The sequence below is a fragment of the Aquabacter spiritensis genome, assembly GCF_004346185.1.
GTDB lineage: Bacteria > Pseudomonadota > Alphaproteobacteria > Rhizobiales > Xanthobacteraceae > Aquabacter > Aquabacter spiritensis.
This window is the reverse complement of record NZ_SMAI01000002.1, coordinates 101,543-127,104: the sequence shown is the minus strand read 5'-3', so window position 1 is coordinate 127,104 and position 25,562 is coordinate 101,543. Positions and strand designations below refer to the sequence as shown.

Annotated in this window: 23 protein-coding genes and 2 other RNA genes; 13 read left to right on the top strand and 12 right to left on the bottom strand. The window is 68.9% G+C overall.

Annotated elements, in window-relative coordinates; translation table 11 throughout:
* Positions 1-202: 202 nt before the first annotated feature.
* From EDC64_RS04850 to EDC64_RS04835, 4 genes are all read left to right on the top strand, one after another.
* Entirely contained in the window at positions 203-910 is a 708-nt protein-coding gene (locus EDC64_RS04850) for a TerB family tellurite resistance protein (protein ID WP_132030129.1), read from the top strand.
* Complete coding sequence (locus tag EDC64_RS04845; protein WP_245504541.1) at positions 907-1,674, top strand: N-acetylmuramoyl-L-alanine amidase; 768 nt, start codon at positions 907-909, stop codon at positions 1,672-1,674. Before EDC64_RS04850 ends, EDC64_RS04845 begins: the two co-directional genes overlap by 4 nt.
* A gap of 59 nt (positions 1,675-1,733) precedes the next feature.
* Positions 1,734-2,106, top strand: an RNA gene (gene rnpB, locus EDC64_RS04840) — RNase P RNA component class A.
* A 186-nt stretch (positions 2,107-2,292) separates the two neighbouring features.
* Positions 2,293-2,781, top strand: coding sequence for a DUF1993 domain-containing protein (locus tag EDC64_RS04835; RefSeq protein WP_132030128.1), 489 nt, complete (start codon positions 2,293-2,295; stop codon positions 2,779-2,781).
* Between the two features lie 99 nt (positions 2,782-2,880).
* Here the strand turns inward: EDC64_RS04835 and EDC64_RS04830 are convergent, their stop codons facing one another.
* Positions 2,881-4,920 carry a c-type cytochrome gene (locus EDC64_RS04830; RefSeq protein ID WP_245504540.1) on the bottom strand — a complete coding sequence of 680 codons (2,040 nt, stop codon included), beginning with the start codon at positions 4,918-4,920 and terminating at the stop codon, positions 2,881-2,883.
* Positions 4,921-5,130: 210 nt separating this feature from the next.
* Between EDC64_RS04830 and ligA the strand changes: the two genes are divergently transcribed.
* The 3 genes from ligA (at position 5,131) to EDC64_RS04815 (ending at position 9,384) form a co-directional block, all read left to right on the top strand.
* A complete protein-coding gene (gene ligA / locus EDC64_RS04825) occupies positions 5,131-7,281 on the top strand; it encodes an NAD-dependent DNA ligase LigA (protein WP_132030127.1) in 2,151 nt (716 codons plus the stop codon).
* Between the two features lie 197 nt (positions 7,282-7,478).
* Entirely contained in the window at positions 7,479-8,816 is a 1,338-nt protein-coding gene (locus EDC64_RS04820) for an Nramp family divalent metal transporter (protein ID WP_132030126.1), read from the top strand.
* Positions 8,817-8,886: 70 nt separating this feature from the next.
* Positions 8,887-9,384, top strand: a complete 498-nt coding sequence (locus tag EDC64_RS04815; protein WP_132030125.1) for a ferritin — start codon at positions 8,887-8,889, stop codon at positions 9,382-9,384.
* 136 nt (positions 9,385-9,520) lie between these two features.
* On the opposite strand, the gene recR is transcribed toward EDC64_RS04815, so the two are convergent.
* Positions 9,521-10,126 carry a recombination mediator RecR gene (recR, locus tag EDC64_RS04810; protein WP_132030124.1) on the bottom strand — a complete coding sequence of 202 codons (606 nt, stop codon included), beginning with the start codon at positions 10,124-10,126 and terminating at the stop codon, positions 9,521-9,523.
* A 205-nt stretch (positions 10,127-10,331) separates the two neighbouring features.
* On the opposite strand from recR, the gene EDC64_RS04805 reads away from it, so the two are divergent.
* Together EDC64_RS04805 and EDC64_RS04800 are read left to right on the top strand one after the other, a co-directional pair.
* The gene (locus tag EDC64_RS04805) at positions 10,332-11,501 is read left to right on the top strand and encodes an HPP family protein (protein ID WP_132030123.1); all 1,170 of its coding nucleotides are present in this window, start codon (positions 10,332-10,334) and stop codon (positions 11,499-11,501) included.
* Positions 11,498-11,884, top strand: a complete 387-nt coding sequence (locus EDC64_RS04800; RefSeq protein ID WP_132030122.1) for a group III truncated hemoglobin — start codon at positions 11,498-11,500, stop codon at positions 11,882-11,884. The genes EDC64_RS04805 and EDC64_RS04800 overlap by 4 nt, the downstream gene beginning before the upstream one ends.
* A gap of 7 nt (positions 11,885-11,891) precedes the next feature.
* Here the strand turns inward: EDC64_RS04800 and EDC64_RS04795 are convergent, their stop codons facing one another.
* The 4 genes from EDC64_RS04795 to ffs form a co-directional block, all read right to left on the bottom strand.
* A complete protein-coding gene (locus EDC64_RS04795) occupies positions 11,892-12,212 on the bottom strand; it encodes a YbaB/EbfC family nucleoid-associated protein (protein ID WP_132030121.1) in 321 nt (106 codons plus the stop codon).
* A 12-nt stretch (positions 12,213-12,224) separates the two neighbouring features.
* The gene (locus tag EDC64_RS04790; RefSeq protein ID WP_132030120.1) at positions 12,225-14,015 is read right to left on the bottom strand and encodes a DNA polymerase III subunit gamma/tau; all 1,791 of its coding nucleotides are present in this window, start codon (positions 14,013-14,015) and stop codon (positions 12,225-12,227) included.
* Positions 14,016-14,067: 52 nt separating this feature from the next.
* Entirely contained in the window at positions 14,068-14,265 is a 198-nt protein-coding gene (locus tag EDC64_RS04785) for a hypothetical protein (RefSeq protein WP_132030119.1), read from the bottom strand.
* Between the two features lie 19 nt (positions 14,266-14,284).
* Positions 14,285-14,383, bottom strand: an RNA gene (gene ffs, locus EDC64_RS04780) — signal recognition particle sRNA small type.
* Positions 14,384-14,503: 120 nt separating this feature from the next.
* Between ffs and EDC64_RS04775 the strand changes: the two genes are divergently transcribed.
* The 3 genes from EDC64_RS04775 (at position 14,504) to EDC64_RS04765 (ending at position 17,951) form a co-directional block, all read left to right on the top strand.
* Positions 14,504-14,914 carry an HIT domain-containing protein gene (locus EDC64_RS04775; RefSeq protein WP_132030118.1) on the top strand — a complete coding sequence of 137 codons (411 nt, stop codon included), beginning with the start codon at positions 14,504-14,506 and terminating at the stop codon, positions 14,912-14,914.
* Between the two features lie 77 nt (positions 14,915-14,991).
* Positions 14,992-15,954 (top strand): NAD(+) diphosphatase, encoded by a 963-nt coding sequence (gene nudC / locus EDC64_RS04770; RefSeq protein WP_132030117.1) that lies wholly within the window; start codon positions 14,992-14,994, stop codon positions 15,952-15,954.
* Positions 15,955-16,214: 260 nt separating this feature from the next.
* Positions 16,215-17,951 carry a uracil-xanthine permease family protein gene (locus tag EDC64_RS04765; protein ID WP_165933639.1) on the top strand — a complete coding sequence of 579 codons (1,737 nt, stop codon included), beginning with the start codon at positions 16,215-16,217 and terminating at the stop codon, positions 17,949-17,951.
* 50 nt (positions 17,952-18,001) lie between these two features.
* Here EDC64_RS04765 and EDC64_RS04760 read toward each other — a convergent pair whose 3' ends face one another.
* Positions 18,002-18,850, bottom strand: a complete 849-nt coding sequence (locus EDC64_RS04760) for a prephenate dehydratase (RefSeq protein WP_132030115.1) — start codon at positions 18,848-18,850, stop codon at positions 18,002-18,004.
* A gap of 241 nt (positions 18,851-19,091) precedes the next feature.
* Here EDC64_RS04760 and EDC64_RS04755 point away from each other — a divergent pair, with 241 nt between their 5' ends.
* Entirely contained in the window at positions 19,092-19,787 is a 696-nt protein-coding gene (locus EDC64_RS04755) for a c-type cytochrome (RefSeq protein WP_132030114.1), read from the top strand.
* A 166-nt stretch (positions 19,788-19,953) separates the two neighbouring features.
* Here the strand turns inward: EDC64_RS04755 and EDC64_RS04750 are convergent, their stop codons facing one another.
* From EDC64_RS04750 to EDC64_RS04730, 5 genes are all read right to left on the bottom strand, one after another.
* Entirely contained in the window at positions 19,954-21,201 is a 1,248-nt protein-coding gene (locus EDC64_RS04750) for a phenylacetate--CoA ligase family protein (RefSeq protein ID WP_132030113.1), read from the bottom strand.
* A gap of 25 nt (positions 21,202-21,226) precedes the next feature.
* The gene (locus EDC64_RS04745; RefSeq protein ID WP_132030112.1) at positions 21,227-22,078 is read right to left on the bottom strand and encodes an ABC transporter ATP-binding protein; all 852 of its coding nucleotides are present in this window, start codon (positions 22,076-22,078) and stop codon (positions 21,227-21,229) included.
* A gap of 116 nt (positions 22,079-22,194) precedes the next feature.
* Positions 22,195-23,475, bottom strand: coding sequence for an ABC transporter substrate-binding protein (locus tag EDC64_RS04740; RefSeq protein WP_132030111.1), 1,281 nt, complete (start codon positions 23,473-23,475; stop codon positions 22,195-22,197).
* A 74-nt stretch (positions 23,476-23,549) separates the two neighbouring features.
* Entirely contained in the window at positions 23,550-24,620 is a 1,071-nt protein-coding gene (locus EDC64_RS04735; protein ID WP_132030110.1) for a branched-chain amino acid ABC transporter permease, read from the bottom strand.
* A gap of 4 nt (positions 24,621-24,624) precedes the next feature.
* Positions 24,625-25,518: a branched-chain amino acid ABC transporter permease gene (locus tag EDC64_RS04730; protein WP_132030109.1), complete on the bottom strand. Its 894-nt coding sequence runs from the start codon at positions 25,516-25,518 to the stop codon at positions 24,625-24,627.
* Positions 25,519-25,562 lie beyond the last annotated feature (44 nt).

Below are 25,562 nucleotides of genomic sequence, written 5' to 3'. Positions count from 1 at the left end.
AGCCGATACGGGGGTGAGGGATCGCTCGAATGGGTCATTATGGGCTAACATGGGATGGGATGGGACGTCAATGAATCTGCCTGGGTTCCGGCCTTCGCATTTACGGTCCATGCACCTTAAGAAAGCTTGAAACGGCACCGGCGCGGACCCCATTGGCCGAACCTGCGGGCCGTGGCAGAACACCGTCGGAAAGCGAGGAACGATGGCGTATGTCGGGCTGATCGGGGGGGCGGGCGTGGGCCTGGCTTTGGGCGGCCCGCTCGGGGGGCTCGTCGGCGCGCTGGCGGGCCATGCGCTCGACCGCCTGCTTGCGCCGGCGCCGCGGGAGGCGGCCTTTTCGATCGGGCTGATCGCCCTTTCCGCCAAAATGGCGAAGGCCGACGGTGTGGTGGTGCCGCTCGAGGTCGCCGCCTTCCGCGAGGTGTTCGACATCCCGCCGGAGGAGCTGGCCGGGGTCGCGCGGGTGTTCGACCTCGCCAAGCAGGACACCGCCGGCTTCGAATCCTATGCCCGCCAGATCGGCAGCCTGTTCGCCGACGAGCCGGAAACCCGCGAAGACCTTCTGGACGCGCTGTTCCATGTCGCCAAGGCGGATCACGCTTTGCACGCGCGGGAACTGGTGTTCCTGCAGGAAGTGGCGCGGCTGCTCGGCTTCGAGGGCGCCGCCTATGAGCGCATCGAGGCGCGCCATGTGCGCCGGCCGGGCGATCCCTATGCCGTCCTGGACCTCCCGCCCGACGCCTCGGATGCGGACGTGAAGGCGCGGTGGCGGACCCTGGTGCGCGAGCACCATCCCGACCGCATCGTCGCGCGCGGCCTGCCGCCTGCGGCCGTGAAGCTCGCCACCGACCGGGTGGCCGCCGTCAACGCCGCCTATGGGCAGATCGAAAAAATGCGGGGCCTGACGTGACCGCCCCGCCGTTTCGCCCCGACACCCGGCTCGTGGGCGCCCTCGCCCCCTCCCCGAACCATGGCGAACGCCGTCTGCCGGTCGACATGCTGGTGCTGCATTATACCGGGATGGCGCGCGCGGACGCCGCGATCGAGCGGCTGCGGGATCCCAAGGCCGAAGTGTCGGCGCATTATGTCGTCCTCGAAGACGGCACCATCGTCCAGATGGTCCCCGAGGCGCGCCGCGCCTGGCATGCCGGCGTCGCGTCCTGGGAAAACGTGCGCGACATCAATTCCCGGTCCATCGGCATCGAGATCGTCAATCCCGGGCACGGCCTCGGCTATCCCGATTTTCCCGAGCCGCAGATCGTCGCGGTGGCGGCTCTGTGCGCCGACATTCTGGCGCGCCACAAGATCCGCGCCGACCGCGTGCTGGGACATTCCGACGTCGCCCCCGACCGCAAGGACGATCCGGGGGAAAAGTTTCCCTGGGACTTCCTCCACCATGCGGGCGTGGGACATTTCGTGCACGAGGCGCCCCCGAGGGGCGGGCGCTTCTTCATGCTGGGCGATTCCGGGGAGCCGGTCGCGGCCCTCCAGGCCATGCTGGCCCTCTATGGCTACGGCATCGCCGTGACCGGCACCTACGATGGGCAGACCGAGGCCGTGGTGCGCGCCTTCCAGCGCCATTTCCGTCGCTCGAAGGTGGACGGCGTCGCGGACGCCTCGACCATCATGACATTGCGGGACTTGATCGGCAGCCGGCCGATGGATGTGGCCTGACGGCGGTTTGCCGGCTTCACCCCTTGACGCGGCCGGCCGGGACGCCCATTGCTCCGCCACCAGCCGGCCGGGCGGCCGCGTCACCTTCGGGTGCCGAGGAAAGTCCGGGCTCCACGGAGACACGGTGCCGGATAACGTCCGGCGGGGGCGACCTCAGGGAAAGTGCCACAGAAATCAAACCACCCGCGCGTGCGCGGGCCAGGGTGAAACGGTGGGGTAAGAGCCCACCGCGCGACCGGCAACGGAAGCGGCACGGCAAACCCCACCGGGAGCAAAGTCGAATAGGGACGGCATCCCTCGGGAAGGCCCCGTCTTCGGGCCGCCGTCCGGGTTGACTGCTCGAGGCGCCGGGCAACCGGCGTCCCAGATGAATGGCCGCCACGCGGGCGCAAGCCCGCCGTACAGAACCCGGCTTACAGGCCGGCTGGTATTTTCCAAGAGGGCCGAGCGGTCATCTCTGCGTCGAGACGGCGCCTTCGCGCACCGGCAGGTCGCACCCGCCGTCGCGCTTGGCACGTCGGCGCGGGTGACGCTGCGCAACCTCCCCTCCCGTTTCGCGACAGGCTCCCCAGATAGGGTCTACGGCCAAGATGGCCGGGCGCGTCCAGGGAAGCCTTCATGTCGACCTATGCCTACACCGTCCCCGTCCTGGTGAGGGGCCTCACAATTCTGTCCGGCTATATGGACAAGGCGGCCGCCTTCGCGGCGGAAACCGGCACGGACCCGGCGGCTTTGATCGGGGCGCGGCTGGCGCCGGACATGCTGCCGCTCGCCGGTCAGGTCCAGCGGGCCAGCGACACCGCGAAGGCGTCGATCACGCGCCTCACCGGCCTTGAGGCGCCGAGCTTTCCGGACACCGAGACCACCTTCCCGGAATTGAAAGAGCGCATCGCGAAGACCATCGCCTTCGTGGAGACGGCCACGCCGGCGGACTTCGAGGGATCGGACGCGCGGGAGATCGATCTGCGCGTCGTGACCACGACCGGCGCCGACTATCCCGCGCTCTTCATGCTGCCGAACTTCTTCTTCCACCTCGCCACGGCCCACGCGCTGCTGCGTCAGGCCGGGGTGGCGGTCGGCAAGAAGGATTATCTCGGCATCGCCTGAGGGCAGCCACGCCGGACACGATGGGGTGTCCGGCGTGAGGCCGGGTCCGAATCGCCTCGACGTCGCGCGCCGACGTCGAGGTCCGCCTCGGGTTTCGGCTTATTTCTTCGCCGCGTTGAACATCGGCGCGCCGAGCTGGAGGGTCTGGACGACCTGCTGGCCGAAGCCGGTGAGGAGCGAATATTGCTCCGCCACCGAGCTGTTCGGCTTCGCCACGACCAGCGGGCAATAGGCCGAGATCAGCGCATTGGCGACGTCGGAGCGCCGCGCCTTGGGGCTCTGCTGCATCAGCGCCGTGGCGTAGCGGCTCGCCGCATCGCCCGAGACCGGGACGGCCGGCTTCCCGACCAGGGTCGTGGCCGCATCGACCAAGGCCTTCGGCACCAATTTGCCGTCCGCCACGTCGGGGCAGGTCAGCTTGGCGGCGATGCTGGTGGGCTGGCGCGCCACCAGGGACGCCCCGGTCGGGGACGCCCAGATGATCGAGACCGGCGGCATGGCGGGGCCGGCGAGGCGTTCCGAAATGGCGGCCGCGACTTGGAGGGTGAAGCGCTGGAGTTCGGCGGCCTTCTGCCAGTCCGGCCGCTGGCTCTGCGCCACCACCGGGCAGTAAGCGGCGGTCAGCGCGTCGACGACCGTGCCCGCGGAGGCGTCGCTGTCGTCGTTCTGATAGGCGCTGATGAGGACGTGCGTCTCGCGCTCGCCGCCCTGCATCATCTTGCTCAGCGCCGCCACCGCGTCGGGATCCGGACCGTTCGCGCCCGGCGCGCCGCCGACCTTCGGGCAATCGAAGGCGGAGGCCTGCTGGGTGCCGTAATCCGGCACATTGGCGGTGGCGCGCCAGGCCGCGACCATGGCCGGCGTCGCGTTCGCCGCCCCGCCATTGTGCCAGGCGGTGCGCACGTAATTCACCAGATTGGCGACCTGCTGATCGTCGAGCCGCCCGGCGAAGGACGGCATCGGCCCATAGGTGCCGCCCGCCGGCAGGCCACCGAGCACCGCCATGATGACGTTATAGGGCTCCGCCGAGATCACAGCGGGATTGCCCGCGAGCGTCGGCACCACGTCCGACGAGCCGGTGCCCTTGGATTGGTGGCAGGGCGCGCAATTGTCGATATAGAGCTTCGCCGCGCTCTGGAACACGTCGGGCGGCAACGGCGAGGCGGCCTGCGGCGCCGGCACGTCCTTCGGCGGCGGGCTGTCGAGCAGATAGGTGACGAGCGCGGCGCGATCGGCCGGCGTCAGATAAGCGAGGCTGTCGCGCACCACTTCGGCCATCGGACCGAACACCTCGGTCTTGCCGGGGACGGAGCCATTGGTGAAGAACTGGGTCAGCGTCTCGCGCGTCCAGCCATCCTTCGTGAGGGTCGCGGTGTCGATCGCCGGCGCCCAGAAGCCGTCGATGTCGGCGCCGAGGAAATGCTCCTTCGCCTTCACCGCGCCCATCAGATTGCGCGGGGTGTGGCAGTCCGAACAATGGCCGAGCGCCTCGACCAGATATGAGCCGCGATTCCATTCCGCGCTCTTGCCGGCGGTGGGCTGCCAATAGGCGGCATCGAAGAACAGTTCGCGCCAGGCGAGCAGGCCGAGGCGGACGTTGAACGGGAAGCCGAGTTCGTTGGGCTTGCGCGGTTCGGGGATCGGCGGGATGCGCCGCACGAAGGCCCAGAGCGCCTTCAGATCGTCTTCGGGGATGCCGGTATAGGCGTCGAACGGCATCGCGGGATAGAGATAGGCGCCATCGGCACGGATGCCGTTATGCAGCGCGCCCTTGAAATCCTCGAAGGTCCAGGTGCCGATGCCGTAGGTCGGGTCGGAGGTGATGTTGACCGAATACATCACGCCGAACGGCGTGTTGAAGGAGAGGTTGCCGGCATACGGCTTCTTCGGATCGCCGCTGTGGCAGGGCATGCAATCGGCCGCGCGGGCGAGATAGGCGCCGCGATCCACAAGGCCGGCATCGTCGCCCGGCAGCGTGAGGAGCGGCACCGGCGCCATCGGACCGGGCGTCTGCGCCGCCGTCTGGGCGGCTGGCGCCGGCGCGGCTGGAGCCTGTGCGGCCGGCGCCTGCGCGAAAGCGGGCCCCGCAAAGGTCGCGGCCGCCGCCGCCAGCACCGCCAAAGTCCGAATCCCCGCCATCGCCCCATCCCTCCGCGACGCATCACCTATCCTGGACATCTTACAAATTGGCGACGGGAAGGCCATCACCCTTCTTTCGCGACCGGGCGCCAACGCGCAACCGCACCCATGACGAGACGCCGCCGGACCATGTGCGGCCTTGCAAAGCGCCCGGGCGGAGGCGACAACGTCGCACATCCGCGCATCGCCTGTTTTCGGTCCCGACCCGCCATGAGCGCCTCTTCGACCCCGCCGTCCGCCCCGTCCCCGCTGCGCGCCTTGGCCGTCGCCGCTCTCGCGCGCGAGGATGCCGCCAACGAACTCGCCGCGCTCGCCGACGAGATCGCCGGCCACGACCGGCGCTATTACCAGGACGACGCGCCCACCGTCTCCGATGCCGAATATGACCGGCTGCGCCGCCGCTACGAGGCGATCGAGGCGCGCTTTCCCGAGCTGAAGGGCGAAGACAGCCTGTCCGACCGGGTCGGCGCCGCGGTCTCCGCGCGGTTCGCCAAGATCGCCCATGCCGTGCCCATGCTCTCGCTCGCCAATGCCTTCTCGGACGAGGAGGTCGCGGACTTCGTCGCGCGGGTGAAGCGCTTCCTCAATCTCGGCACCGAGGCGGTGGCGTTCACCGCCGAGCCGAAGATCGACGGCCTGTCCTGTTCGCTGCGCTACGAGGACGGCCGCCTGGTCAGCGCGGCGACCCGCGGCGACGGCATGGTCGGCGAGGACGTGACGGCCAATGTGCGCACCATCGGCGAGATCCCCCAGGTGCTCGACGGCGCGGACGTCCCCGCGGTGATCGAGGTGCGCGGCGAGGTCTATATGGACGCTGCCGACTTCCTCGCCCTCAATGCCCGCCAGAGCGCCGCCGGCCGGCCGCAATTCGCCAATCCGCGCAACGCGGCGGCGGGCTCGCTGCGCCAGCTCGACGCCGCCGTCACCGCCAGCCGGCCGCTGCGCTTCTTCGCCTATGCCTGGGGGGAGGCGAGCGCGCTGCCGGCCGACACCCAGTCCGGGATCGTCGCGGCGTTCGCCCGCTGGGGCCTGCCGACCAATCCCCTGACCATCCTCGCCGACGACACCGCCGGCCTGCTCGCCCATTACCGGCGGATCGAGGCCGAGCGGGCGCGGCTCGGCTACGACATTGACGGCGTCGTCTACAAGGTGGACCGGCTCGACCTGCAGCGCCGGCTCGGCTTCGTCTCGCGCTCGCCCCGCTGGGCGCTGGCGCACAAGTTTCCCGCCGAGCAGGCGACCACGGTGCTCAATGGCATCGAGATCCAGGTCGGCCGCACCGGCGCCCTGACGCCGGTCGCCAAGCTCGCGCCGGTCACGGTCGGCGGCGTCGTGGTCGCCAATGCGACCCTGCACAACGAGGATGAGATCGCCCGCAAGGACGTGCGGATCGGCGATACGGTGGTGGTGCAGCGCGCCGGCGACGTCATCCCGCAAGTGGTGTCGGTGGTCCTCGACAAGCGCCCCGCCGGCGCCGAACCCTACGCCTTCCCGACGACCTGCCCGGCCTGCGGCAGCCATGCGGTGCGCGAGGTCGATCCGAAGACCGGCAAGCAGGATGCGGTGCGCCGCTGCACCGGCGGCCTGATCTGCCCGGCCCAGGCGGTCGAACGGCTGCGCCATTTCGTTTCCCGCAACGCCTTCGACATCGAGGGCCTGGGCGAGAAGCAGGTCCACGCTTTGTTCGAATGGGAGCTGGTGCGCGCCCCGGCCGACATCTTCACCCTGGAGCGGCGCAATGCGGCCTCCCTCCAGCGCCTGGAGAATCGGGACGGCTGGGGCAAGACCTCGGCCGCCAATCTGTTCGCGGCGATCGAGAGCCGGCGCAGGATCGCGCTGGACCGGTTCGTCTTCGCCCTCGGCATCCGCCATGTCGGCGAGACCAATGCGCGGCGCCTGGCGCGTCATTACGGATCGATCGAGGCCCTGCGCGAGGCCGCGACCGTGGCGCAGATGCCCCGGGAGGAGGCGCCCGCCAACGAGGCGTGGCGCGAAATGATCGACATCGAGGGGATCGGTTCGGTGGTGGCGGAGGCGGTGGTCGATTTCTTCGACGAGCCCCATAACCGCGCCGCGCTCGAGGCCCTGCTGAAGGAGGTGACGCCGCAGCCGCTCGAAGCGGTCGCGGCGGGATCGCCGGTGTCCGGCAAGACGGTGGTGTTCACCGGATCGCTGGAAAAGATGACCCGGGACGAGGCCAAGGCGATGGCGGAGCGGCTCGGCGCCAAGGTCGCGGGATCGGTGAGCGCCAAGACGGATCTGGTGGTCGCCGGCCCCGGCGCCGGCTCCAAGCTCGATAAGGCGCGGGCGCTGAATGTCGAGGTGATCACCGAGGCGGCGTGGTTCGAATTGGTCGGCTGACCCCGACAGCGCAAGTCAGAGCTGTTCCAGATCCGCCCGCGACCCCGCGCCAAATCTGAATTTCCAGCGTTTCCAGGAGTTTAGATAAACTCGAATGTAACGATTTACCGCCCCGAGGCGGTTGATCGCAAAGATCCCGCCTGTACCGTTGCCGGCATATCGGGGCGATCGGCTCTCCGCGCAATCCGGAGGACGGGATGGGAAAGACGACCGAGACGCGGCCGCAGGCGCCGGAAATTCCGCTGCCGCGGGGCGAAGCTTATGCGCTGCCCGGTGCGGCGCCGGTGCATCGGCCGGCCTGGTGGAAATTCTTCGGTCCGGCCTTCATCATCTCGATCGGCTATTTCGACCCCGGCAATTGGGCGACCGACCTGCAGGCCGGCAGCCAGTTCGGCTACACCCTTCTGTGGGTGCTCTCGCTGAGCTGCCTGATCGGCGCTTTGGTGCAGAATCTATGCGCCAAACTCGGCATCGCCTCGGGCAAGGACCTCGCCCAGCATTGCGCCGAACGCTATCCGCCCTGGATGGCGAAGATCTTCTTCGTGTCCGCGGTGATCTCGATGATGGCGACCGACCTCGCCGAGATCATCGGCGTCGCCGTGGCGCTCCACCTTCTGTTCGGCATCCCGCTCTGGCAGGGCGCGATCATCACCATCATCGATGTGTTCCTGATCCTGCTGCTGAACCGGTGGGGCTTCCGCGCGGTCGAGATGGTGTTCCTCACCTTCCTGACCTCGGTCTCGGTGATGTATGTGGCCGAGATGTTCATGAGCCGGCCGGATTACATGGCGGTCGCGCTCGACAGCGTGATCCCCTCGGCCGACATTCTCGCCGCCGACGCTCTGTTCGTCGCGGTGGGCATCATCGGCGCCACCATCATGCCGCATAACCTCTATCTGCACTCGCATCTGGCGCTGTCCCGCCTGCGCGAAAAGCTCGCGGCGCCGGAAACGCTGTACCGCTGGTCGCTGTGGGACACCAACATCTCGCTGTTCGTCGCCTGGTTCATCAATGCCGCGATCCTGGTCGTGGCGGCGGCGGTGTTCCACCCGATCTTCCTGAAGGACGGCACCGTCATCCAGTCGTTCAACGATGCCTATAAAACGCTGGTGCCGATCCTCAGCCAGAGCGCCGGCCTGATCTTCGCGCTCGCGCTGCTGGTCTCCGGCGTCGCCTCCTCCACCTCCGCGACGCTCGCCGGACAGGTGGTGTTCGAGGGCTTCCTGAAGATGGAGCACGTCAATCCGTTCCTGATCCGCCTCGTCACCCGGCTCGTGACCATGGCGCCCGCGCTGATCGCCATCCTGATGCACGCCCACCCGGTCGACATCCTGATGTGGAGCCAGGTCATCCTGTCGATCCAGCTGCCCTTCGCCATGCTGCCTTTGGTGATGCTCACCGACGACCGGGCGGTGATGGGGGCGATGGTCAATCGCGGCTGGGTGCGGCTGGTCATGTGGCCGGCGACCGCGATCCTGCTCGTGCTCAACATCGTGGTTCTGGGGCAGACCATCGGCTGGATCCCCGGCGGCTGACACGCCCCCAAGCCTTCGACGCGATTTCCGGCGGCGCCCTGGCGGCGGCGCCCAATTCTGGAGTGACACGATGGTAAGCGAAAAGCTCGAGACCAAGCTCAACGAGCTGCTGAACGGCGAACTCGAAGCCCACCACATCTATCTGCAGGCGGCCGCCTGGGCGTCCGCCATGAAGTTCGAGGGCGCCAAGAACTTCCTCCTCGTCCATGCCGCCGAGGAGCTGACCCACATGCTGAAATTCTTCACCTTCCTGGACGATCTCGGCGCCCCCATCGCGCTGAAGGCGCTGCCCAAGCCGGTGATCGACGCCACGACGATCAAGGCCCTGTTCGTCCGGGTGCAGGAGGAGGAGCGCAAGGTGTCGCAGCACATCTTCGAGGCCATCGATCTCGCCCGCGCCGAGCACAGCTACGAGACCGACCAGTTCCTGCAATGGTTCGCGGCCGAGCAGCACGAGGAGGAGAAGCTCTGCCGGCAGATCCTCGACAAGATCGAGCTGATCGGCGAGGGGCCGAACTCGCAATATTTCGTCGACAAGGAGCTGGGCGCTCTGGCCAAGGTCGACTGAGACCGCGCGCCCCGCGTGCCCCGGTTGCGCCGGGGCGCGCGGCAGCGCCGGCACGCCGCAGCGCCGGATCCGATCAGGGCTCGAACATGATCGGTGAATCAGTCTCTAAATCATTGGCGTAGAACGTTTTACCGCGCTAGAGCGGGGTGCGCGCCCGCATCGCGGCGGACAAAGTGCCCTCGTCGAGATAATCCAATTCGCCGCCAACCGGCACGCCATGCGCGAGCCGCGTCACCGCCACGTCGCGGCCGCGCAGCAGATCGGTGATGTAATGCGCCGTGGTCTGGGCATCGACGGTGGCGCCGAGCGCGAGGATCACCTCGCGGACCTCGTCCTGGTGCACCCGCTGGACCAGGCCGGAGAGATTGAGATCGTCCGGCCCGATGCCGTCGAGCGGCGAAAGCACCCCGCCGAGCACATGGTATTTGGCGCGGATCGTCCCCGCCCGTTCCAGCGCCCAGAGATCCGACACGTCGGCCACCACGATCAGCGTTCCGACTTCCCGCTCCGCATCGGTGCAGACCGTGCACGGGTCGCGGACGTCGATATTGCCGCACACCCGGCAGGTGACGATCTTGCCGAGCGCGTCGTCGAAGGCCGCCGCGAGCGGCTGCATCAGCGTCTCGCGCTTCTTGATCAGATGCAGCGCCGCGCGCCGCGCCGAGCGCGGGCCGAGGCCGGGCAGGCGCGCCAAGAGCTGGATCAGGCGTTCGATTTCGGGGCCGGCGACGGCACGGGGCATGGGCGAAGATCTCGTGGCGACGATCCGCATGTAGCGCGGGCGGGCGGGCATTGCCATGGTGCGCGCGCAACGGGTGTCCCGGAAGCGCGGGCCGCCGCGCGAGCCCGGAGCCGGGATTGCTCCCGCTTTGAGCGATTGCTAGTTTGTTGGGCATTTCCTCGCGTCTCCCGCGCCCTCCGGCGGTCGCGGCGCCATTGGATGGCCCATGCCCGCCTGGACCGATCTGCTCGCACGCTTCCGTCCCACCCTCGCCCCGGTCAGCCCCGCCGAATGGCTCCGCGCCGGGAGTGGCGCCCTGATCGGCCTCGTCGTGACCGGCGTCGCGACCCGCTTCGCGCTCGGGGCGGACGCGCCGCTGCCCTTGCTGATCGCGCCCATGGGGGCCTCCTCGGTGCTGCTGTTCGCGGTGCCGGCGAGCCCGCTGGCGCAGCCCTGGTCGCTGATCGGCGGCAATCTCGTCGCCGGGCTGGTCGGCGTGACGGCGGCGCAGATCGTGCCCGATGCGCTGCTGGCCGCGGGTCTCGCGGCCGGCCTCGCCATCGCTTTGATGCTCGCGCTGCGCTGCCTGCATCCGCCGAGCGGGGCCGTGGCGCTGACCGCGGTGCTGGGCGGGGAAGCCGTCCGCAGCGCCGGCTACGCCTTCATCCTCGCCCCGGTGCTGCTCAACTCGCTTCTTCTCCTCGCCGCCGCGCTCGCCTTCAACGCCGCCACCGGCCGGCAATATCCCGCCGCCGCCCCGGCAGCGGGCCGCGCCACGCGCGATCCCGCGCCCTCCGCCCGGCTCGGCTTCTCGGCCGCCGATCTCGACGCCGCCCTGAAGCAATATGACCGGCTGCTCGACGTCAGCCGCGCCGACCTCGAACAGGTGCTGCGCCTCGCCGAAGTGCGCGCCTATGCGCGGCGCTCGGGCGAGATCCGCTGCGCCGACATCATGTCCCGCGACGTCGTGGCGATCGCCCCGGAGGCCTCGATGCGCGAGGCGCTGCATTTGCTGCGCGGCCACCATGTCAAGGCGCTGCCGGTGACGACCGAGAGCGCGCGGGTGGTCGGGATCGTCACCCAGTCGGATCTGCTGGACAAAGCGGCCTGGGGGATCAAGGGGCCGCGGGTCGCGTTCGCCCAGCGGCTGCGCCACGTCGTCCGGCTCGCCCGGGCGCCGCAGGGCTCGGTGCAGGAAATCATGACCGTGACCGTGCGCGCCGCCCGGCCCGAGACGCCGATCGCCGACCTCGTTCCGCTGATGGCCGATGGCGGCCTTCATGCCGTGCCGGTGGTGGATTCGAACGACCAGCTCGCGGGCATCGTCACCCAGTCCGATTTGATCGCCGCCTTGTTCCGCGACCGGCTGGCGGGTCCGCAGGCGGGCGCGACATGACCGCGCCCCTCGACCCGGCGGCGATCCGGGCGCATCTCGACGCCTTTTACGACAAGGTCCGGCGCGATCCCGCGCTCGGCCCGGTGTTTGCGGCGGCGGTCGAGGACTGGCCGCACCATATGGACACGCTCGCGGCCTTCTGGGGTGCGGTGCTGCTCAAGTCCGGCGGCTATGCGGGCAATCCCCTCGCGGCGCACAAGGCCCTGCCGCTCGCCCCGGAGCGCTTCGCCGCTTTGTTTCCGGTCTGGCTCGGCCTGTGGCGCGAGACCGCCGCGGAACGGTTTCCGCCGGAGGTCGCGGCGCTGCTGACCGAGCGGGCGGAACGCATCGCGCGCAGCCTGGAGGCGGGGATCCTGTTCGATCCGGCACGCCGCCCCGTCTAGATTGGGCTCAGAACAGCTTGAGGCCGGGCGGCAAAGACAGGCCGCCGGAGAGCGCGGACATCTTTTCCTGCATCACCCGCTCGGCCTTGACGCGGGCATCGCCGAGCGCCGCGACCAGGAGGTCTTCCAGGATCTCGCCCTCGTCGGGCTTGAGGAGGCTGGGATCGATCCGCACCGCCTTGGCCTCACCCTTGGCGGTGAGCCGCACGGTGACGAGGCCGCCTCCCGCGGCGCCTTCGACCTCGATGCTGTCCAGCTCCGCCTGCATCTGCTGCATGCGGTCCTGAAGCTCCTTGGCCTGCTTCATCATGCCCATGAGGTCGCGCATTCCGCAGCTCCGTCAGTCGTCGCCCGCTTCGTCCGGGCCCGTCCCCATATAGGCATCCTCCTCGACCGGAGCGAGCCCCTGTTCGGCGGGCTCCTCGCGCGCCCGCACGTCGACGATCTGCGCGCCGGGAAAGCGCGCCAGCACGGCGGCGACGAGTGGATCGGCGCGGATGCCGTCCTCCCGCTCGGCCTTGGCCGCGGCGGCGGCCTCCGCCAAGGTCGGCGCGCCGCTGTGGCCCGGCGCCAGGGTCACCAGCCAGCGCCGCCCGGTCCAGTCCTGGAGCTTGCGGGAGAGGTCCTGCGCCAGGCTCGGATTGCCGCCCGGCGTCTGGACGAATTCGATGCGCCCCTCCTCGAAGCGGATCAGCCGCATCTGGGTCTCGATCGCATGCTTCAGCAGGATGTCGCGCTGGGCGGTCACCAGCGCCACCAAGTCGGCCAGCGAAGCGAGGCGCGGGCCGTCCTGCGCCCGGCGCGGCGCGGCGTCCGGCGCCGGATCGGAGCGCGCCGCCAGAGCGAGACGCTGACCGCCGCCGCCCGAAGGCGGTGGGGCCTGCGGTGCGGACTGGGGCGCGGATCCGCTCTCCGGCATATCCTTCAGCCGGCGCAGCGCGTCTTCCGGGGAGGGCAGGTCCGCCAGATAGGCCACCCGCACCAGAACCATTTCGGCCGCCTGGGCGGGCTTGGCGGCCTGCTGGGTCTCGGCGATCCCCTTCAGCAGCATCTGCCAGACCCGCGACAGATCGCGGATCTGCAGCTTGGCCGCGAACACCAGGCCCCGCTCGCGCTCCGCCTCGACCAGAGCGGCGTCGGACGGGGCTTCCGGCAGCAGCTTGAAGCAGGTGACGAGATGGGTGAATTCCGCGAGGTCGGCGAGCGTCACGACCGGGTCGGCGCCGGCATCGTAGAGGTCGCGGAACTGGCGCAGCGCGGCGGCGAGGTCGCCGCCCATCAGCACCTCGAACAGATCGATGATGCGCGCGCGGTCGGCGAGGCCGAGCAGGCGCCGCACCTCCTCCTCGTCGACGCGTCCGCCGCCATGGGCGATCGCCTGGTCGAGCAGCGAGAGCGCGTCGCGCACCGAGCCTTCCGCGGCGCGGGCGATGATGGCGCGCGCCCCGGCCTCGATCTCCACCCCCTCCTTCGCGCAGATGCCGGCGAGATGGGCGGAGAGCACGCCCGATTCCACCCGCCGCAGGTCGAAGCGCTGGCAGCGCGAGAGCACGGTCACCGGCACCTTGCGGATCTCGGTGGTGGCGAACACGAATTTCACATGTTCCGGCGGCTCCTCCAGGGTCTTCAGCAGGCCGTTGAAGGCCGCCGTGGAGAGCATGTGCACTTCGTCGATGATATAGACCTTGTACCGCGCCATGACCGGGCGGTAGCGCGAGCCCTCGATGATCTCGCGCACGTCGTTGATCGAGGTGTTGGAGGCGGCGTCCATCTCCAGCACGTCGACATGGCGCGATTCGATGATGTCGCGGCAATGCCGGCCCGGCACCGAGAGGTCGAGGCTCGGCCCGCCGCCGCCCTCCATCGGCTCGTAATTCAGGGCACGGGCGAGGATGCGGGCGGTGGTGGTCTTTCCCACCCCGCGCACGCCGGTCAGGAGATAGGCCTGGGCGATGCGGCCGGAGGCGAAGGCGTTGGAGAGCGTGCGGACCATCGCCTCCTGGCCGATCAGATCGTCGAAGGTCTGCGGCCGGTATTTGCGCGCCAGAACGCGATAGGGCGTCGCCTGAACCGGCGGGCTCGCGGCGGGGAGGTCGAAGGCGGGCATATCCTCGGGGGCGTCGGCGCTCATGGCGCCTTCATATCATTTCGGCGGACCCGATGCCCATCCGCCGACACCAGATTCACGCCGTCTCTCGGGTCTTGGCGAACCGGAGCAGCGCCCAGGCCCCGCCGAAGCCGAGCAGCAGGGCGAGCGCGCAAAAGGCGAGATCGGTCGCCGTGTCGTGAGGAAAGCGCACCGCCGCCGTCACCGCGGTGACGATCAGGACGATGGCGGCGCTCTGTTCGGGCCTGCGGGCCTTGCTGATCCACCCGAGCATGGCGTGCCCCGTGGGGAGAGGTGGGAGGCTGGTCAGAGACCCGAGACCGGGCTCGTTGGGGCTGCTTCCTTCCGGACCTGACCCGGTTGGCGAGTGGCTCGTCCACCGCCAACCTCCCGACGCCTATATCGGGGCAAAGAGCCGGCTTGGCAAGGGCGGGGGAAAGGCGGGGGCGAAGGGCGCCCCCGATTCGCGGTCCGGCGCTTGCGCGCCGCTTGGCCGCGCGCCAGAACAGGCCATGACCTTCCGCCTCGATCCCCGCCTCGCCGCCGACGGCCCGCCGCTCGGCGACCTGCCGCTGTGCCATGTGCGCCTCGTCGACGATGCCCGCTTCTTCTGGATCGTGCTCGTCCCCCGCCGGCCCGATCTGGTCGAGATCATCGACCTGCCGGCGGCGGAGCGCGCCCTCCTCATGGAGGAGATCGCCGCGGCCTCCGCCGCGCTCAAGGCGGCGAGCGGCTGCGCGAAGCTCAACGTCGCCGCCCTCGGCAACATGGTCGCCCAGCTTCACGTCCATATCATCGGCCGCTCCCCCGGCGACGCCGCCTGGCCGGGGCCGCCCTTCGGCGCCGGGCCGCGCGTGCCTTTGGGGCCGGACCTCGACGGCCGCGTCGCTCTGCTGCGGGACCGGCTCGGGCGCGCGGGATAGCCAAAGCGCGGCGGCTTGCCTCGCTGCGCGCCGCGTGCCACCGTCCGGAAGCTCTCCATCCGCCTCAGGCGCCCCCCATGACCTCCGACCCGATTCCCGATCTCGGCCCCTGGCCGGCCCTCGGCTATGTCGACAGCCCGCTCGACCGGGCGGCCAACCGCCGGGGCGAGGCCGAGGCGCTCGCCGCCCGGCCGGACGCGCGGACCTATCTCTGGGGCGGCGAATTGGTGGCGGCGCAGCGGCGCGGCGCGGCGCTCGACCCGCTGTTCGACGCCGCCGCGGTGGCGGCGCTGGGCGGCGGGATGCCGCTGTTTCTCGGCCTCAGCGACGGTGCGCCGCGCTTCGCCGCAAGGTTCGATCCCGCCCGGCGCGAGGAGATGGAGGCCGCCGGATTCTTTGTCTCCGATCTGCGCTCGACCGCCGTCGCGGGGCTGTTCGGGCCCGAGCATCTCGGCCCCCTCGCCTGCGGCAAGGCGCTCGGCACCTGGCATTTGCGGCACCGCTTCTGCGCCAATTGCGGCACCGAGACGCGCATCATCGAAGGCGGCTGGCGGCGCGACTGCACCGCTTGCGGGGCGCAGCACTTTCCCCGCACCGACCCGGTCGTGATCATGCTCAGCTCCCGCGGCGCGCGCTGCCTGCTCGGCCGGCAGGCGCATTTCGCCCCGGGCATGTGGTCGGCGCTCGCCGGCTTCGTCGAGCCCGGCGAGACCGTCGAGGAGGCGGTGCGCCGCGAGCTGCTCGAGGAATCCGGGATCGAGACCGGGGCGGTCTCCTATCTCGCCTCCCAGCCCTGGCCATTCCCCATGTCGCTGATGATCGGCTGCCAGGCCGAGGCACTCGGCGACGACATCGTCGTCGACCGCAGCGAACTCGAGGATGCCCGCTGGTTCGACCGGTCCGAGGTGGCGCTGATGCTCGCGCGCACCCATCCCGAGGGCCTGTTCACCCCGCCGCCGGTGGCGATCGCGCACCACCTCATCCGGGCCTTCGTCGCCGGAGCGCACCCGCCGGCCGGCGCGCGCCGCGAGCGGGCCTGATCCGGGATCGGATCGGGTCGGAAAATCGTTGTCTCGCGCGGGAGCGGGGCTGGATCGGAACCGCCGCCCCACCCCGCTGCAAACCGGGGCCAAATGCGCCAGTATGGAGCCGAACGGTTCGGCGGAGCGGCGGAGCGGCGGAGCGGCGGGGCGGCGGAGCGGCGGAGCGGCGGGGCGGCGGAGAACGGCATTTGGACGAGTGGGCAAGAGCGGGAAAACGGCGCAGCCCGGCGGGGCGCGGACGCAGGATGCCGCGCTGGATGCGCCGGCTTCTCGGGCCGCCGCCCGGTCCGCTCCGCCCGCCACGCCGCCCCCCCGACCTTCTCTACGCGCTCGACGACACGGTTCCGCCTTCGGCTTTGATCCCGCTCGCCGCCCAGCATGCCATGCTGGCCTTGACCTATCTGCTCTACCCTCTGGTGGCGGCGACCGAGGCCGGCCTCTCGCCGGCGGCGACCCAGTCGATCCTCACCGCGACTACGCTCTGCATCGGCCTCGCCACCATCGTCCAATGCGCCCGCACGCGATTCGGCAGCGGCTATCTGGCGGTCCACGTCCCCTCCCCCGGCGCCATCCCGCTCGCCGTCACCGCCATGACCTTGGGCGGACCCGCCTTGATGGCGGCGCATCTCGTGCTCACCGGCCTCTGCCAGCTCGTCCTGGCGCGGGTGGTCCGCCCGCTTCGGATCCTGTTGCCGCCGGAAGTGTGCGGCGTCGCCGTATCGATGCTGGGGGTCTCGCTCGCCGCCCCCGCTCTGCGCCGGGCGCTCGGGATGGACGGGGCCGAGACGGCGGTTTCGGGGGCAGCCTTCTCGGTCGCCGCCGTCACCCTGTGCGTCATTGTCGGGGTCACGGTGTTCGCGCCGCGGCGCCTGAAACTGTTCGCGGTGCTCGCCGGAGCCGCCACCGGCTGGATCGTCGCCGCCTTCACCGGCGAGACCGGCAGCTCGGCCGTGCTCGCCGAGGTCGATACCGTGGCCCTGCCGAGCCTTGCGCTGCCGGCGCTGCGGCTCGATGCCAGCCTGCTGCCGCTGATGGGCCTGATGGTGCTCATGAGCATTGTGGACGTGCTGAGCACGACGCTGTCGCTGGAAAAGATGAACGATGCGGACTGGCGCCGGGCCGACATGGCGGCGGCCGAGCGGGCGGTCAAGGCGCTGGGAATCGGAAACATCCTGAACGGGCTGACCACCGGCTTCCAGTCGAGCCTGTCCTCCTCGGCGGTCGGCCTCGCCTTCGCTTCGGGGGCGACCGCGCGCATCATCGGCATCGTCGCCGGGATCCTGCTGTTCGCCACCGCCTTCTTCCCCAAGGCGATCGTCGCCCTGACCCTCATTCCCTCCCCGGTGATCGGCGGCATCCTGCTCTACACCGCCTCCTATCTTCTGGTCGCGGGGATGGACCTCATTCTCTCGCGGCGGCTCAGCGAACGGCGCGTCTTCCTGGTCGGTCTGTCCATGCTGGCGGGCCTGTCCGTGGCCCTGCTGCCGATCTACGATCAATTGCCCGGCTGGGCGCAGCCTTTGTTCTCTACCCCGCTGACCGTCTCGGCCTGCCTCGCCATCCTGCTGAACCTGCTGTTCCGGATCGGCATCTCGCGGGAGAGCACGCGCACGGTGCAGGCAGGGGAGAACGCCTTCCTGGCGGTGCAGGACTTCCTTGAAATCCAGGGCGGGCTCTGGGGCGCGCGCCGCGACGTCATCGCCGCCGCGATCCCGGTCGCCGCGCAGGCGCTCGAAATCGTGCTCGACACCGAACTCGCCGCCGGCCCGGTGGAGCTGCGCGCCCGGTTCGACGAGACCCATCTCGACGTCTTCATCCTCTATCAGGGCGAAGTCCTGGAGGCGCCCAAGGAGCGGCCCTCGCCGGACGCGCTGCTCGGCGACGCGAAGGAGGTCGCGGCCTTCGCCGCCTATATGCTGACGCGGCTCGGCGACCGCGTCACGTTCGGCCGCCTCGGCGCCCGCGCCCGGATCGCGCTGCGCTTCGACCACTGACCGGCGCCGGGCGACGCGAGCCGGGCGACGCGGGCCGGGCCGCGCCGGGCTCAGGCCTCGGCGAGGCCGAGGCGATAGGCGTGCGCGGGATAGACGCCGAGAATGCGCAGCTCGCGCGAGAAGAAGGCCAGCTCCTCCAGGGCGAATTTCAGCCCCCGGTCGTCGGGATGGCCGTCGACGTCGGCATAGAATTGCGTGGCGGTGAAGGCGCCGTCCATCTGGTAGGATTCCAGCTTGGTCATGTTGACGCCGTTTGTGGCGAAGCCGCCGAGCGCCTTGTAGAGCGCGGCCGGCACGTTGCGGACCCGGAACACGAAGCTGGTGACGACCGGGCCGTTGCCCGCCGGCGCCCAGTCGCCGTCCTTGGCGAGGATCACGAAGCGCGTCGTATTGTGGCTCTCATCCTCGATATTCTCGGCCAGGATGTCGAGGCCGTAGAGTTCGGCGGCGAGGCGCGAGGCGATCGCGGCGCGGGTCGGATCGCCCGCCTCGGCGATTTCGCGCGCCGAGCCGGCGGTGTCCGCCCCGATCACCGGGGCGAGGCCGAGCGTGCGCATCGCCTTGCGGCACTGGCCGAGCGCCATGACATGGCTCTGCGCGGTGCGGATCGTGGCGAGGCTCGCGCCGCGAATCGCCATGAGCTGGTGCGACAGCGGCAGGAAATGTTCGGCGATGATCGACAGGCTGGCGCGCGGCAGCAGATGGTGGATATCGGCCACGCGCCCGGCGACCGAATTTTCGATCGGGATCATGGCGAGGTCCGCCGTCCCGCCCTCGACCGCGGCGAAGCAGTCCTCGAAGGTCGCGCACGGCACCACCTCGTGGTCGGGATAGGCCTCGCGGCAGGCGATATGAGAATTGGCGCCCGGCTCGCCCTGGAACACGATACGGCGGCTCATTTGTTCCTGATCCTTGTGTCGCGCGACGCATATCCACCCTCACGCCGGCAAAGTCCACATGCCTGCGTCCGGCCGCGCCGCGCGGGTCAGGATCCGTGGCATTGGGGCGCGCCCCCGACGGGTTGCGCGGGCTTGGGCAAAATGATTAGTGTCCGACCGGTCGTGCCCCGCGTGCGGCGCGCCGGCGCTGGATTTCGCGCTGCAAGAGTGGAAAATTGGGGCTCCGAGGAGCGAAGCGCCGATGGACAGTTTTGAATTGAACAAAATCGCGGGCGCGGTGCTCGGCACCCTGACGCTCACGCTCGGCCTCGGCATCGTTTCAGAGATCCTCTTCGCTCCGGAGGCTCCGGCCAAGCCGGGTTACGAGATCGCGGTGCCGGACGGTCCCTCCGAGGCCCAGGTCGCCGCTCCCGTGAGCGTTCCGATCGAGGAATTGTTCGCCAAGGCGTCGATCGAGAAGGGCGCCAACATCGCCAAACGCTGCGGCTCCTGCCACAATTTCCAGGAGGGCGCGGGCGCCAAGGTCGGACCCGACCTTTATGGCGTGGTCGACCGTCCCGTCGCGGGGGTTGCGGGCTTCGCTTATTCCGCCGCGATGAAGGCCAAGGGCGGCGACTGGACGCCGCAGGCGCTCAACACCTTCCTGACCAATCCCAAGGCCGACATTCCGGGCACCGCCATGGCGTTCGCCGGAATTCCCAAGGAGATGGAGCGGGCCGATTTGATCGCCTATCTCAATTCGCTCTCGCACAATCCCAAGCCGCTGCCGACGGCGACCGCCGCGGCTTCGCCGGCCGCCCCCGCGGGCGCCGAAGCCAAGCCGCCGGGCGGCGACCCCGCCAAGCCTTCGGACGCCCCGGCCGAGAAGGTTCCCGAAGCGCCCCAGCCGGCCGCACCGGCAGGTTCTCCGACCGCCGATCCCAAACCGGCGCAGTGAGCCGGCGCGCCGAACAGGCGATGCCCCGGACCTGGTCCCGTCCGATCCCAAAGGGCCGATCCCACGATCGGCCCTTTCTTTTGGGCCGGATCCGGTGACCTCGGCCGTCATGGCCGGGACGCGGGTTTCTCTGGCCTGAGCCGCGCCGCGCGAGCCGCGCCGCCGCTCAGTCCAGCGGCCGGCGGTCCTCGATGGTCTTGGCGTCGGCGGGGAGCGTGCCGGGGGCGACCAGAGCGAGGCGGCCGCGCAACTTGGTGGCGGCGCGCAGATCCTCCAGCAGCGCGTCCTGCGACAGCCCGGCCGGGTCCGCCGCCTCCACTTCGAGCAGCATGTCGTCGGCGCCGTCGGCCCGCGTGACGACCAGCCGCGCGCGGACGACCGCCGGGTGCTTCTTCACGGCGGCCGCCACCTGGACCGGATGCACGAACATGCCGCGGATCTTGGTGATCTGGTCGGCCCGGCCGAGCCAGCCGCGCAGCCTTGTGTTGGTGCGCCCGCAGGGGCTGAGGCCGGGCAGGACCGCCGACAGGTCGCCGGTGGCGAAGCGGATGAGGGGATAATCGCCCTCGAGCAGCGTCACCACGACCTCGCCGACCTCGCCCTCCGTCTCGACCGGATCTCCGGTGCCCGGTCGGAGAATCTCGACGATCACGTCCTCGTCGAGGATCATCCCCTCTTCCGCCTCGCTCTCATAGGCCACCAGACCGAGATCGGCCGAGCCGTAGCACTGGCGGGCGACGATGCCGGCCTCGCGCAGCGCCGCCCGGTGCGGCGGCAGGAAGGCCTCGCCCGTCACCAGCGCCTTCTTGAGGCTGGATATGTCGGTGCCGTCGGCCTGCGCCTTGTCGACCAGGATCTTCAGGAAGGACGGCGTGCCGCCATAGCCGTCCGGCCGGATGTCGGCGATGGCGCGCAATTGCAGGTCGGTCTGCCCGACCCCCGCCGGCACCACGGCGCAGCCCAGCGCATGGGCGCCCGATTCGATCATCGAGCCGGCCGGCGTCAGATGGTAGGAGAAGCAATTGTGGACGATCTCGCCGGCGCGGAACCCGGCGGCATAGAGCGCCCGGGCGAAACGCCAATAGTCCGGCCGCCGGCCTTCGGGATCATAGATCGGCCCGGGCGACATGAAGATCCGGGCGAGCTGGCCGGGCCGGGTGCCGTTGAGCCCGCCGAACGGCGGATGTTTCGGCTGCAAAGCCGGCAAATCGGACTTGCGGGTGACGGGAAGCCGCGCCAAGGCCGCGCGGCTGTCCACCGCGGCGGCGTCGAAATCCTTGAGGAGTTCGGCGAAATAGGCCGAGCGGGCCTTGGCGGTGGCGACCTGCGCCGGAAGCGCCTCCATCAGCGCCGCCTCGCGCCGGGCCGGATCGCGGGTCTCGCAGGCGTCGTAATAGCGGCTCGCCTCGGTCATCTCGCTGGCTCCCGTCCCGCCGCCGTCACAGCCACCTTTTGCGGCGCTTGAAGGATTTGAGGTTCTTGAACGATTTGCGCGCCTCGCCGCCGCCCTGGCCGAGATAGAATTCCTTCACGTCCTCGTTCGCTGCGAGGTGGGCGGCGGTGCCGTCGAGCACGATCTTGCCCTGCTCCATGATATAGCCGCTGTCCGCCACCGAGAGCGCGACGCGGGCATTCTGCTCCACCAGCAGGATGGTGACGCCGAGGTCGCGGTTGAGCTGGCGGATGATGCCGAACACTTCCTTGACCAGGAGCGGCGACAGGCCCATCGAGGGCTCGTCCATCAGGATCAGTTTGGGCCGCGCCATCATCGCCCGGCCGATGGCCAGCATCTGCTGCTCGCCGCCGGAGAGATAGCCGGCGAGACCGGTGCGCTCCTTCAGCCGCGGAAAATACGCGTAAACACGCTCGATATCGTTTTTGATGTCGTTGTCACGGCGTATGAACGCCCCTAATCTCAGGTTTTCCATTACCGTCATGTCGGCGATGATGCGGCGTCCCTCCATCACCTGGAAGATGCCCCGCCGGACGATCTGGTCGGGCGAAACGCCGTTGATGCGCTCGCCGAGAAAGGTGACGTCGCCCCGGGTGATCACGCCGTCCTCGGATTTCAGGAGGCCGGAAATCGCCTTTAGCGTCGTGGACTTACCCGCCCCGTTGGAGCCGAGCAGCGCGACGATCTGGCCCTGCGGGACCTTCAGAGACAGCCCCCGCAGCACCAGGATGACGTCGTTATAGACCACCTCGATATTGTTCACCGCCAGCATGGGCGCCGGCTCGGGCGCGCCGAGCGGCGCCGCCTCGCGGTCGATCTTCAGTGCGGCATCTGCCATGGCGGCCTCGCTCCGGGCGATGGCCCCGCCCCGCGTACGGGGAAGGGCGAAGGGAAATTCCTAAGGCCCGACAAGCCCTTCTTCCGCATGCAGAGGAAGGGGGCCGTCGCGCCGGGTCACCAGCCCTGCAGCTCGGTCTTGCGGGGCAGCTCGATGGTCGCGACCTTTTCGAGCTTGATGGTGCCGTTCTTGACCAATTCGGCGAGCGGCGCGTCCGTCGGGCCGCTCACCACCGAGCGGTAGAGATCGACCATGGTGGTCGGCCGATGGTCGGTCGCGGTCCAGGTCGAGGGGTTGCACACGCCCTCGGTGCCCTTCGGCACCCAATTGGCCTTCTGATACATGCCGTCGCGAATCTTGACGCCGGTCACGCCGCCATTCTTGTCGGCCCAGTCCATGGCCTCCTTCATGTAGAGCACCGTGCAGATCGCCGCCATGTAGTGCACCGGGCGATAGGTATTGCCGCTCGGATCGGACATCTTGGAGATGTCCTTGAAGGTCGTCATCCCCGGCGCGGTGCCGGACCAGGTGACGGCGGTGCGCACCGGGAACACCACGCCATTGGCGGCCGAGCCCGCGGCCTTGGCGGCATTCTCGTCCATACCCCACACATTGCCGAGGAACTGCACCTTCACGCCCGCCGTCTCGCACGCCTTCAGCACCGAGATATTCGAGCCGGCGGTGTTGCCGAGATAGGCGTAGTTCGCCCCGGACTGTTTCAGCGTCAGGCATTGGGCGGTGTAATCGCCCGGCGTCAAAGCGAAGGTGATCGGATCGAGCACGTCGAAGCCGAGGTCCTTGGCATAGGCTTCCGCCGCCGCTTTGGGTGAGTTGGGATAAGGGTGGTTGGCGCCCATATGGACCCATTTGGGCTTGCCCTGGCCGCCCTTCTTCTTCCAGTCGTCGGCGGCCCATTGCACCATGGCGCGGGCGGCGTCGGAATAAGACGGGCCGTAGAAGAAGTTGAACGGCGCCGAGCGCTCGCTCTTGGCATTCACCTTGCCCTTGGGATCGGTGAGCGAGGCGGAATAGGAGCCCGAATAATAGGGAATCTCCTCTTTCGTCACCATGCCGACCAGCGCTTCGGTGTCGGCGGTGCCCCAGCCCTGGATCGCGACGACCTTGTCGCTGCCGACCCATTTCTTGAACGCGGCGAGGGCGCGCGGCACCTGGTAGCCATATTCGGTGAAGTCGGAATTGATCTGCTTTCCGGCCACGCCGCCATTCTTGTTGATCCAGGCGATGGTGTCCTGGACGCCCTGTCCGTAGGGCTGGCCCACGTCCGAGGTGCCGCCGGAATAGTCGGCGAGGTGGCCGATATTGATCGACTGGGCCATGGCCGGCGACGCGACCGTGAGCGCGAGCGCCGAGACCAGGGATAATGCGAGCGTCTTCATCGATCTCTCCTTGTGTTTCCGTTTGTCGTTCGCGGGCGGTCTTATGCCGCCTTGGGTCTTGGTTGTATCTCGGGTCAATACGAGAAGGGATAGAGCTTCCAATAGGCCTTGATCTGACGCCAGCGGTGGGCGAGGCCGTCCGGTTCGAAGATCAGGAACAGGATGATCACCGCGCCGATCAGCATTTCGCGCATATAGGTGATGCCGTCCTTCAGATGCAGCGCCTTGTCGATCGCGCTGCCCTGGAGCGCGGAGGCGAGCGCACCGGTCATCTCCGGCAGCAGCACCATGAAGATGGTGCCGAGCAGCGAGCCCATGACCGAGCCGAGCCCGCCGATGATGATCATCGCGAGGAACTGGATGGAGAACAGAATGTCGAGGCCCTCCACCGACATGTAGCCGATATAATGGGCATAGAGGGCGCCGCCGATGCCGGCATAGAAGGACGAGATGCCGAACGCCATGGTCCTGTATTTGGTAAGATTGACCCCCATCATCTCGGCCGAGAGATAATGATCGCGCACCGCGATCAGCGCCCGCCCGTCGCGCGTGCGCATCAGATTGGTGGCGAACAGATACATCACCACGACGAACACCAGCACGACATAGAAATAACGCTGATCGCCCGACATGTCGTAGCCGAAGATTTCGAACGGCGGAGCGATCGCGCCGTGGGTGCCGCCGGTGAACCATTCCGCGCGGACGAAGAAGTCCTGAAGGATGAACTGGGCCGCCAGGGTGGCGATGGCGAGATAGAGGCCTTTCACCCGCGCCGCCGGGATGCCGAACAACAGGCCGACGGCGGTGGTCCACAACCCCGCCAGGACGATCGCGATCGGCACGGGCACGCCATGTTCGGCGAGAAACACCGAGGCGAAGCCGCCGAAGCCATAGAACACCGCATGTCCGATGGAGATCTGGCCGGAAAAACCGACCAGGATGTTGAGGCCGAGCGCGGCGATGCCGAGATAGCCGATCTGGATCAGCAAGCTCAGAAAATAGTTCGACAGGAACAGCGGCGCGAGCGCGAGCAGCGCGATGCCGCCGATCAGAAAGGCGAGCGTCAGCCGCGTCGTGAAGATCGTCTGATCTGCCCCGTAGGAGCTGCGGAAGTCGCCGCAGGGGCGAAGGGTGTCCATGGCCACGGCGTCACACTCTCTCGATGTCGCGGGTGCCGAACAGCCCGTAGGGCTTGATCATCAGGATGATGATCAGGACGTAGAACGGGACGATCTCGTAGAGATTGCCCCATTTGAGGAATTGGCTGTCGACATAATGGGCGAGGTTCTCCAGCAGGCCGATGATGAGCCCGCCGACCACCGCGCCGAGGACGCTGTCGAGCCCGCCCAGAATTACGGCCGGAAACACCTTGATGCCGAAGAAGGAGAGCGCGGAGGACACGCCATTGACGATGCCGACCACCACCCCGGCGACCGCCGAAACCGCCGCCGAGATCCCCCAGGACAAAGCGAACACCTGGCGCACCGAGATGCCGAGCGACTGCGCCACCTGCTGATTGAAGGCGGTGGCGCGCATCGCGAGACCCATGCGCGAATATTTGAAGAACCAAGCGAAGCCGGCCATGATGGCGAGGCTGACGCCGGTCGACATCAGATAGGCGGTCTGCACCTGGAGGCCGAACACGTCCACCTTCTGCACCGAGAAGATCGGCGGGAACGGCTGGGCGAACGTGCCGAACATCCATTTCATCAGGGCCTGGAAGAAGATCGACAGGCCGATCGTGACCATGATCACGGAGATCACCGGCTCGCCGATCAACGGGCGCAGCACCACGATCTGCAATGCGAGGCCGAACAGCATCATGAAGGCGAGCGAAACCAGGAAGCCCCAGAAGAACGGGATCTGCCAATAGGTCAGCAGCCACCAGCAGGTCCAGGCGCCGATCAGCAGGAACTCGCCCTGGGCGAAGTTCACGACCTGCGAGGCCTTGTAGATCAGCACGAAGCACATGCCGACGACGCCGTAGAGCGTGCCGATGATGAGCCCGTTGATCGTGAGTTGGAGCAGAAGCTGGAACGTCATCTGGGCACACCCACAAAAGCCCTGTCCCGGTTACGGAAGAGAGA

Bases quoted from the DNA above. Each gene is read 5' to 3' on its own strand.
- EDC64_RS04850 (WP_132030129.1), top strand. From the start codon at position 203: ATGGCGTATGTCGGGCTGATCGGGGGGGCGGGCGTGGGCCTGGCTTTG.
- EDC64_RS04835 (WP_132030128.1), top strand. From the start codon at position 2,293: ATGTCGACCTATGCCTACACCGTCCCCGTCCTGGTGAGGGGCCTCACA.
- EDC64_RS04830 (WP_245504540.1), bottom strand. From the start codon at position 4,920: ATGGCGGGGATTCGGACTTTGGCGGTGCTGGCGGCGGCGGCCGCGACC.
- ligA (WP_132030127.1), top strand. From the start codon at position 5,131: ATGAGCGCCTCTTCGACCCCGCCGTCCGCCCCGTCCCCGCTGCGCGCC.
- EDC64_RS04820 (WP_132030126.1), top strand. From the start codon at position 7,479: ATGGGAAAGACGACCGAGACGCGGCCGCAGGCGCCGGAAATTCCGCTG.
- EDC64_RS04815 (WP_132030125.1), top strand. From the start codon at position 8,887: ATGGTAAGCGAAAAGCTCGAGACCAAGCTCAACGAGCTGCTGAACGGC.
- recR (WP_132030124.1), bottom strand. From the start codon at position 10,126: ATGCCCCGTGCCGTCGCCGGCCCCGAAATCGAACGCCTGATCCAGCTC.
- EDC64_RS04805 (WP_132030123.1), top strand. From the start codon at position 10,332: ATGCCCGCCTGGACCGATCTGCTCGCACGCTTCCGTCCCACCCTCGCC.
- EDC64_RS04800 (WP_132030122.1), top strand. From the start codon at position 11,498: ATGACCGCGCCCCTCGACCCGGCGGCGATCCGGGCGCATCTCGACGCC.
- EDC64_RS04795 (WP_132030121.1), bottom strand. From the start codon at position 12,212: ATGCGCGACCTCATGGGCATGATGAAGCAGGCCAAGGAGCTTCAGGAC.
- EDC64_RS04790 (WP_132030120.1), bottom strand. From the start codon at position 14,015: ATGAGCGCCGACGCCCCCGAGGATATGCCCGCCTTCGACCTCCCCGCC.
- EDC64_RS04785 (WP_132030119.1), bottom strand. From the start codon at position 14,265: ATGCTCGGGTGGATCAGCAAGGCCCGCAGGCCCGAACAGAGCGCCGCC.
- EDC64_RS04775 (WP_132030118.1), top strand. From the start codon at position 14,504: ATGACCTTCCGCCTCGATCCCCGCCTCGCCGCCGACGGCCCGCCGCTC.
- nudC (WP_132030117.1), top strand. From the start codon at position 14,992: ATGACCTCCGACCCGATTCCCGATCTCGGCCCCTGGCCGGCCCTCGGC.
- EDC64_RS04765 (WP_165933639.1), top strand. From the start codon at position 16,215: ATGCGCCGGCTTCTCGGGCCGCCGCCCGGTCCGCTCCGCCCGCCACGC.
- EDC64_RS04760 (WP_132030115.1), bottom strand. From the start codon at position 18,850: ATGAGCCGCCGTATCGTGTTCCAGGGCGAGCCGGGCGCCAATTCTCAT.
- EDC64_RS04755 (WP_132030114.1), top strand. From the start codon at position 19,092: ATGGACAGTTTTGAATTGAACAAAATCGCGGGCGCGGTGCTCGGCACC.
- EDC64_RS04750 (WP_132030113.1), bottom strand. From the start codon at position 21,201: ATGACCGAGGCGAGCCGCTATTACGACGCCTGCGAGACCCGCGATCCG.
- EDC64_RS04745 (WP_132030112.1), bottom strand. From the start codon at position 22,078: ATGGCAGATGCCGCACTGAAGATCGACCGCGAGGCGGCGCCGCTCGGC.
- EDC64_RS04740 (WP_132030111.1), bottom strand. From the start codon at position 23,475: ATGAAGACGCTCGCATTATCCCTGGTCTCGGCGCTCGCGCTCACGGTC.
- EDC64_RS04730 (WP_132030109.1), bottom strand. From the start codon at position 25,518: ATGACGTTCCAGCTTCTGCTCCAACTCACGATCAACGGGCTCATCATC.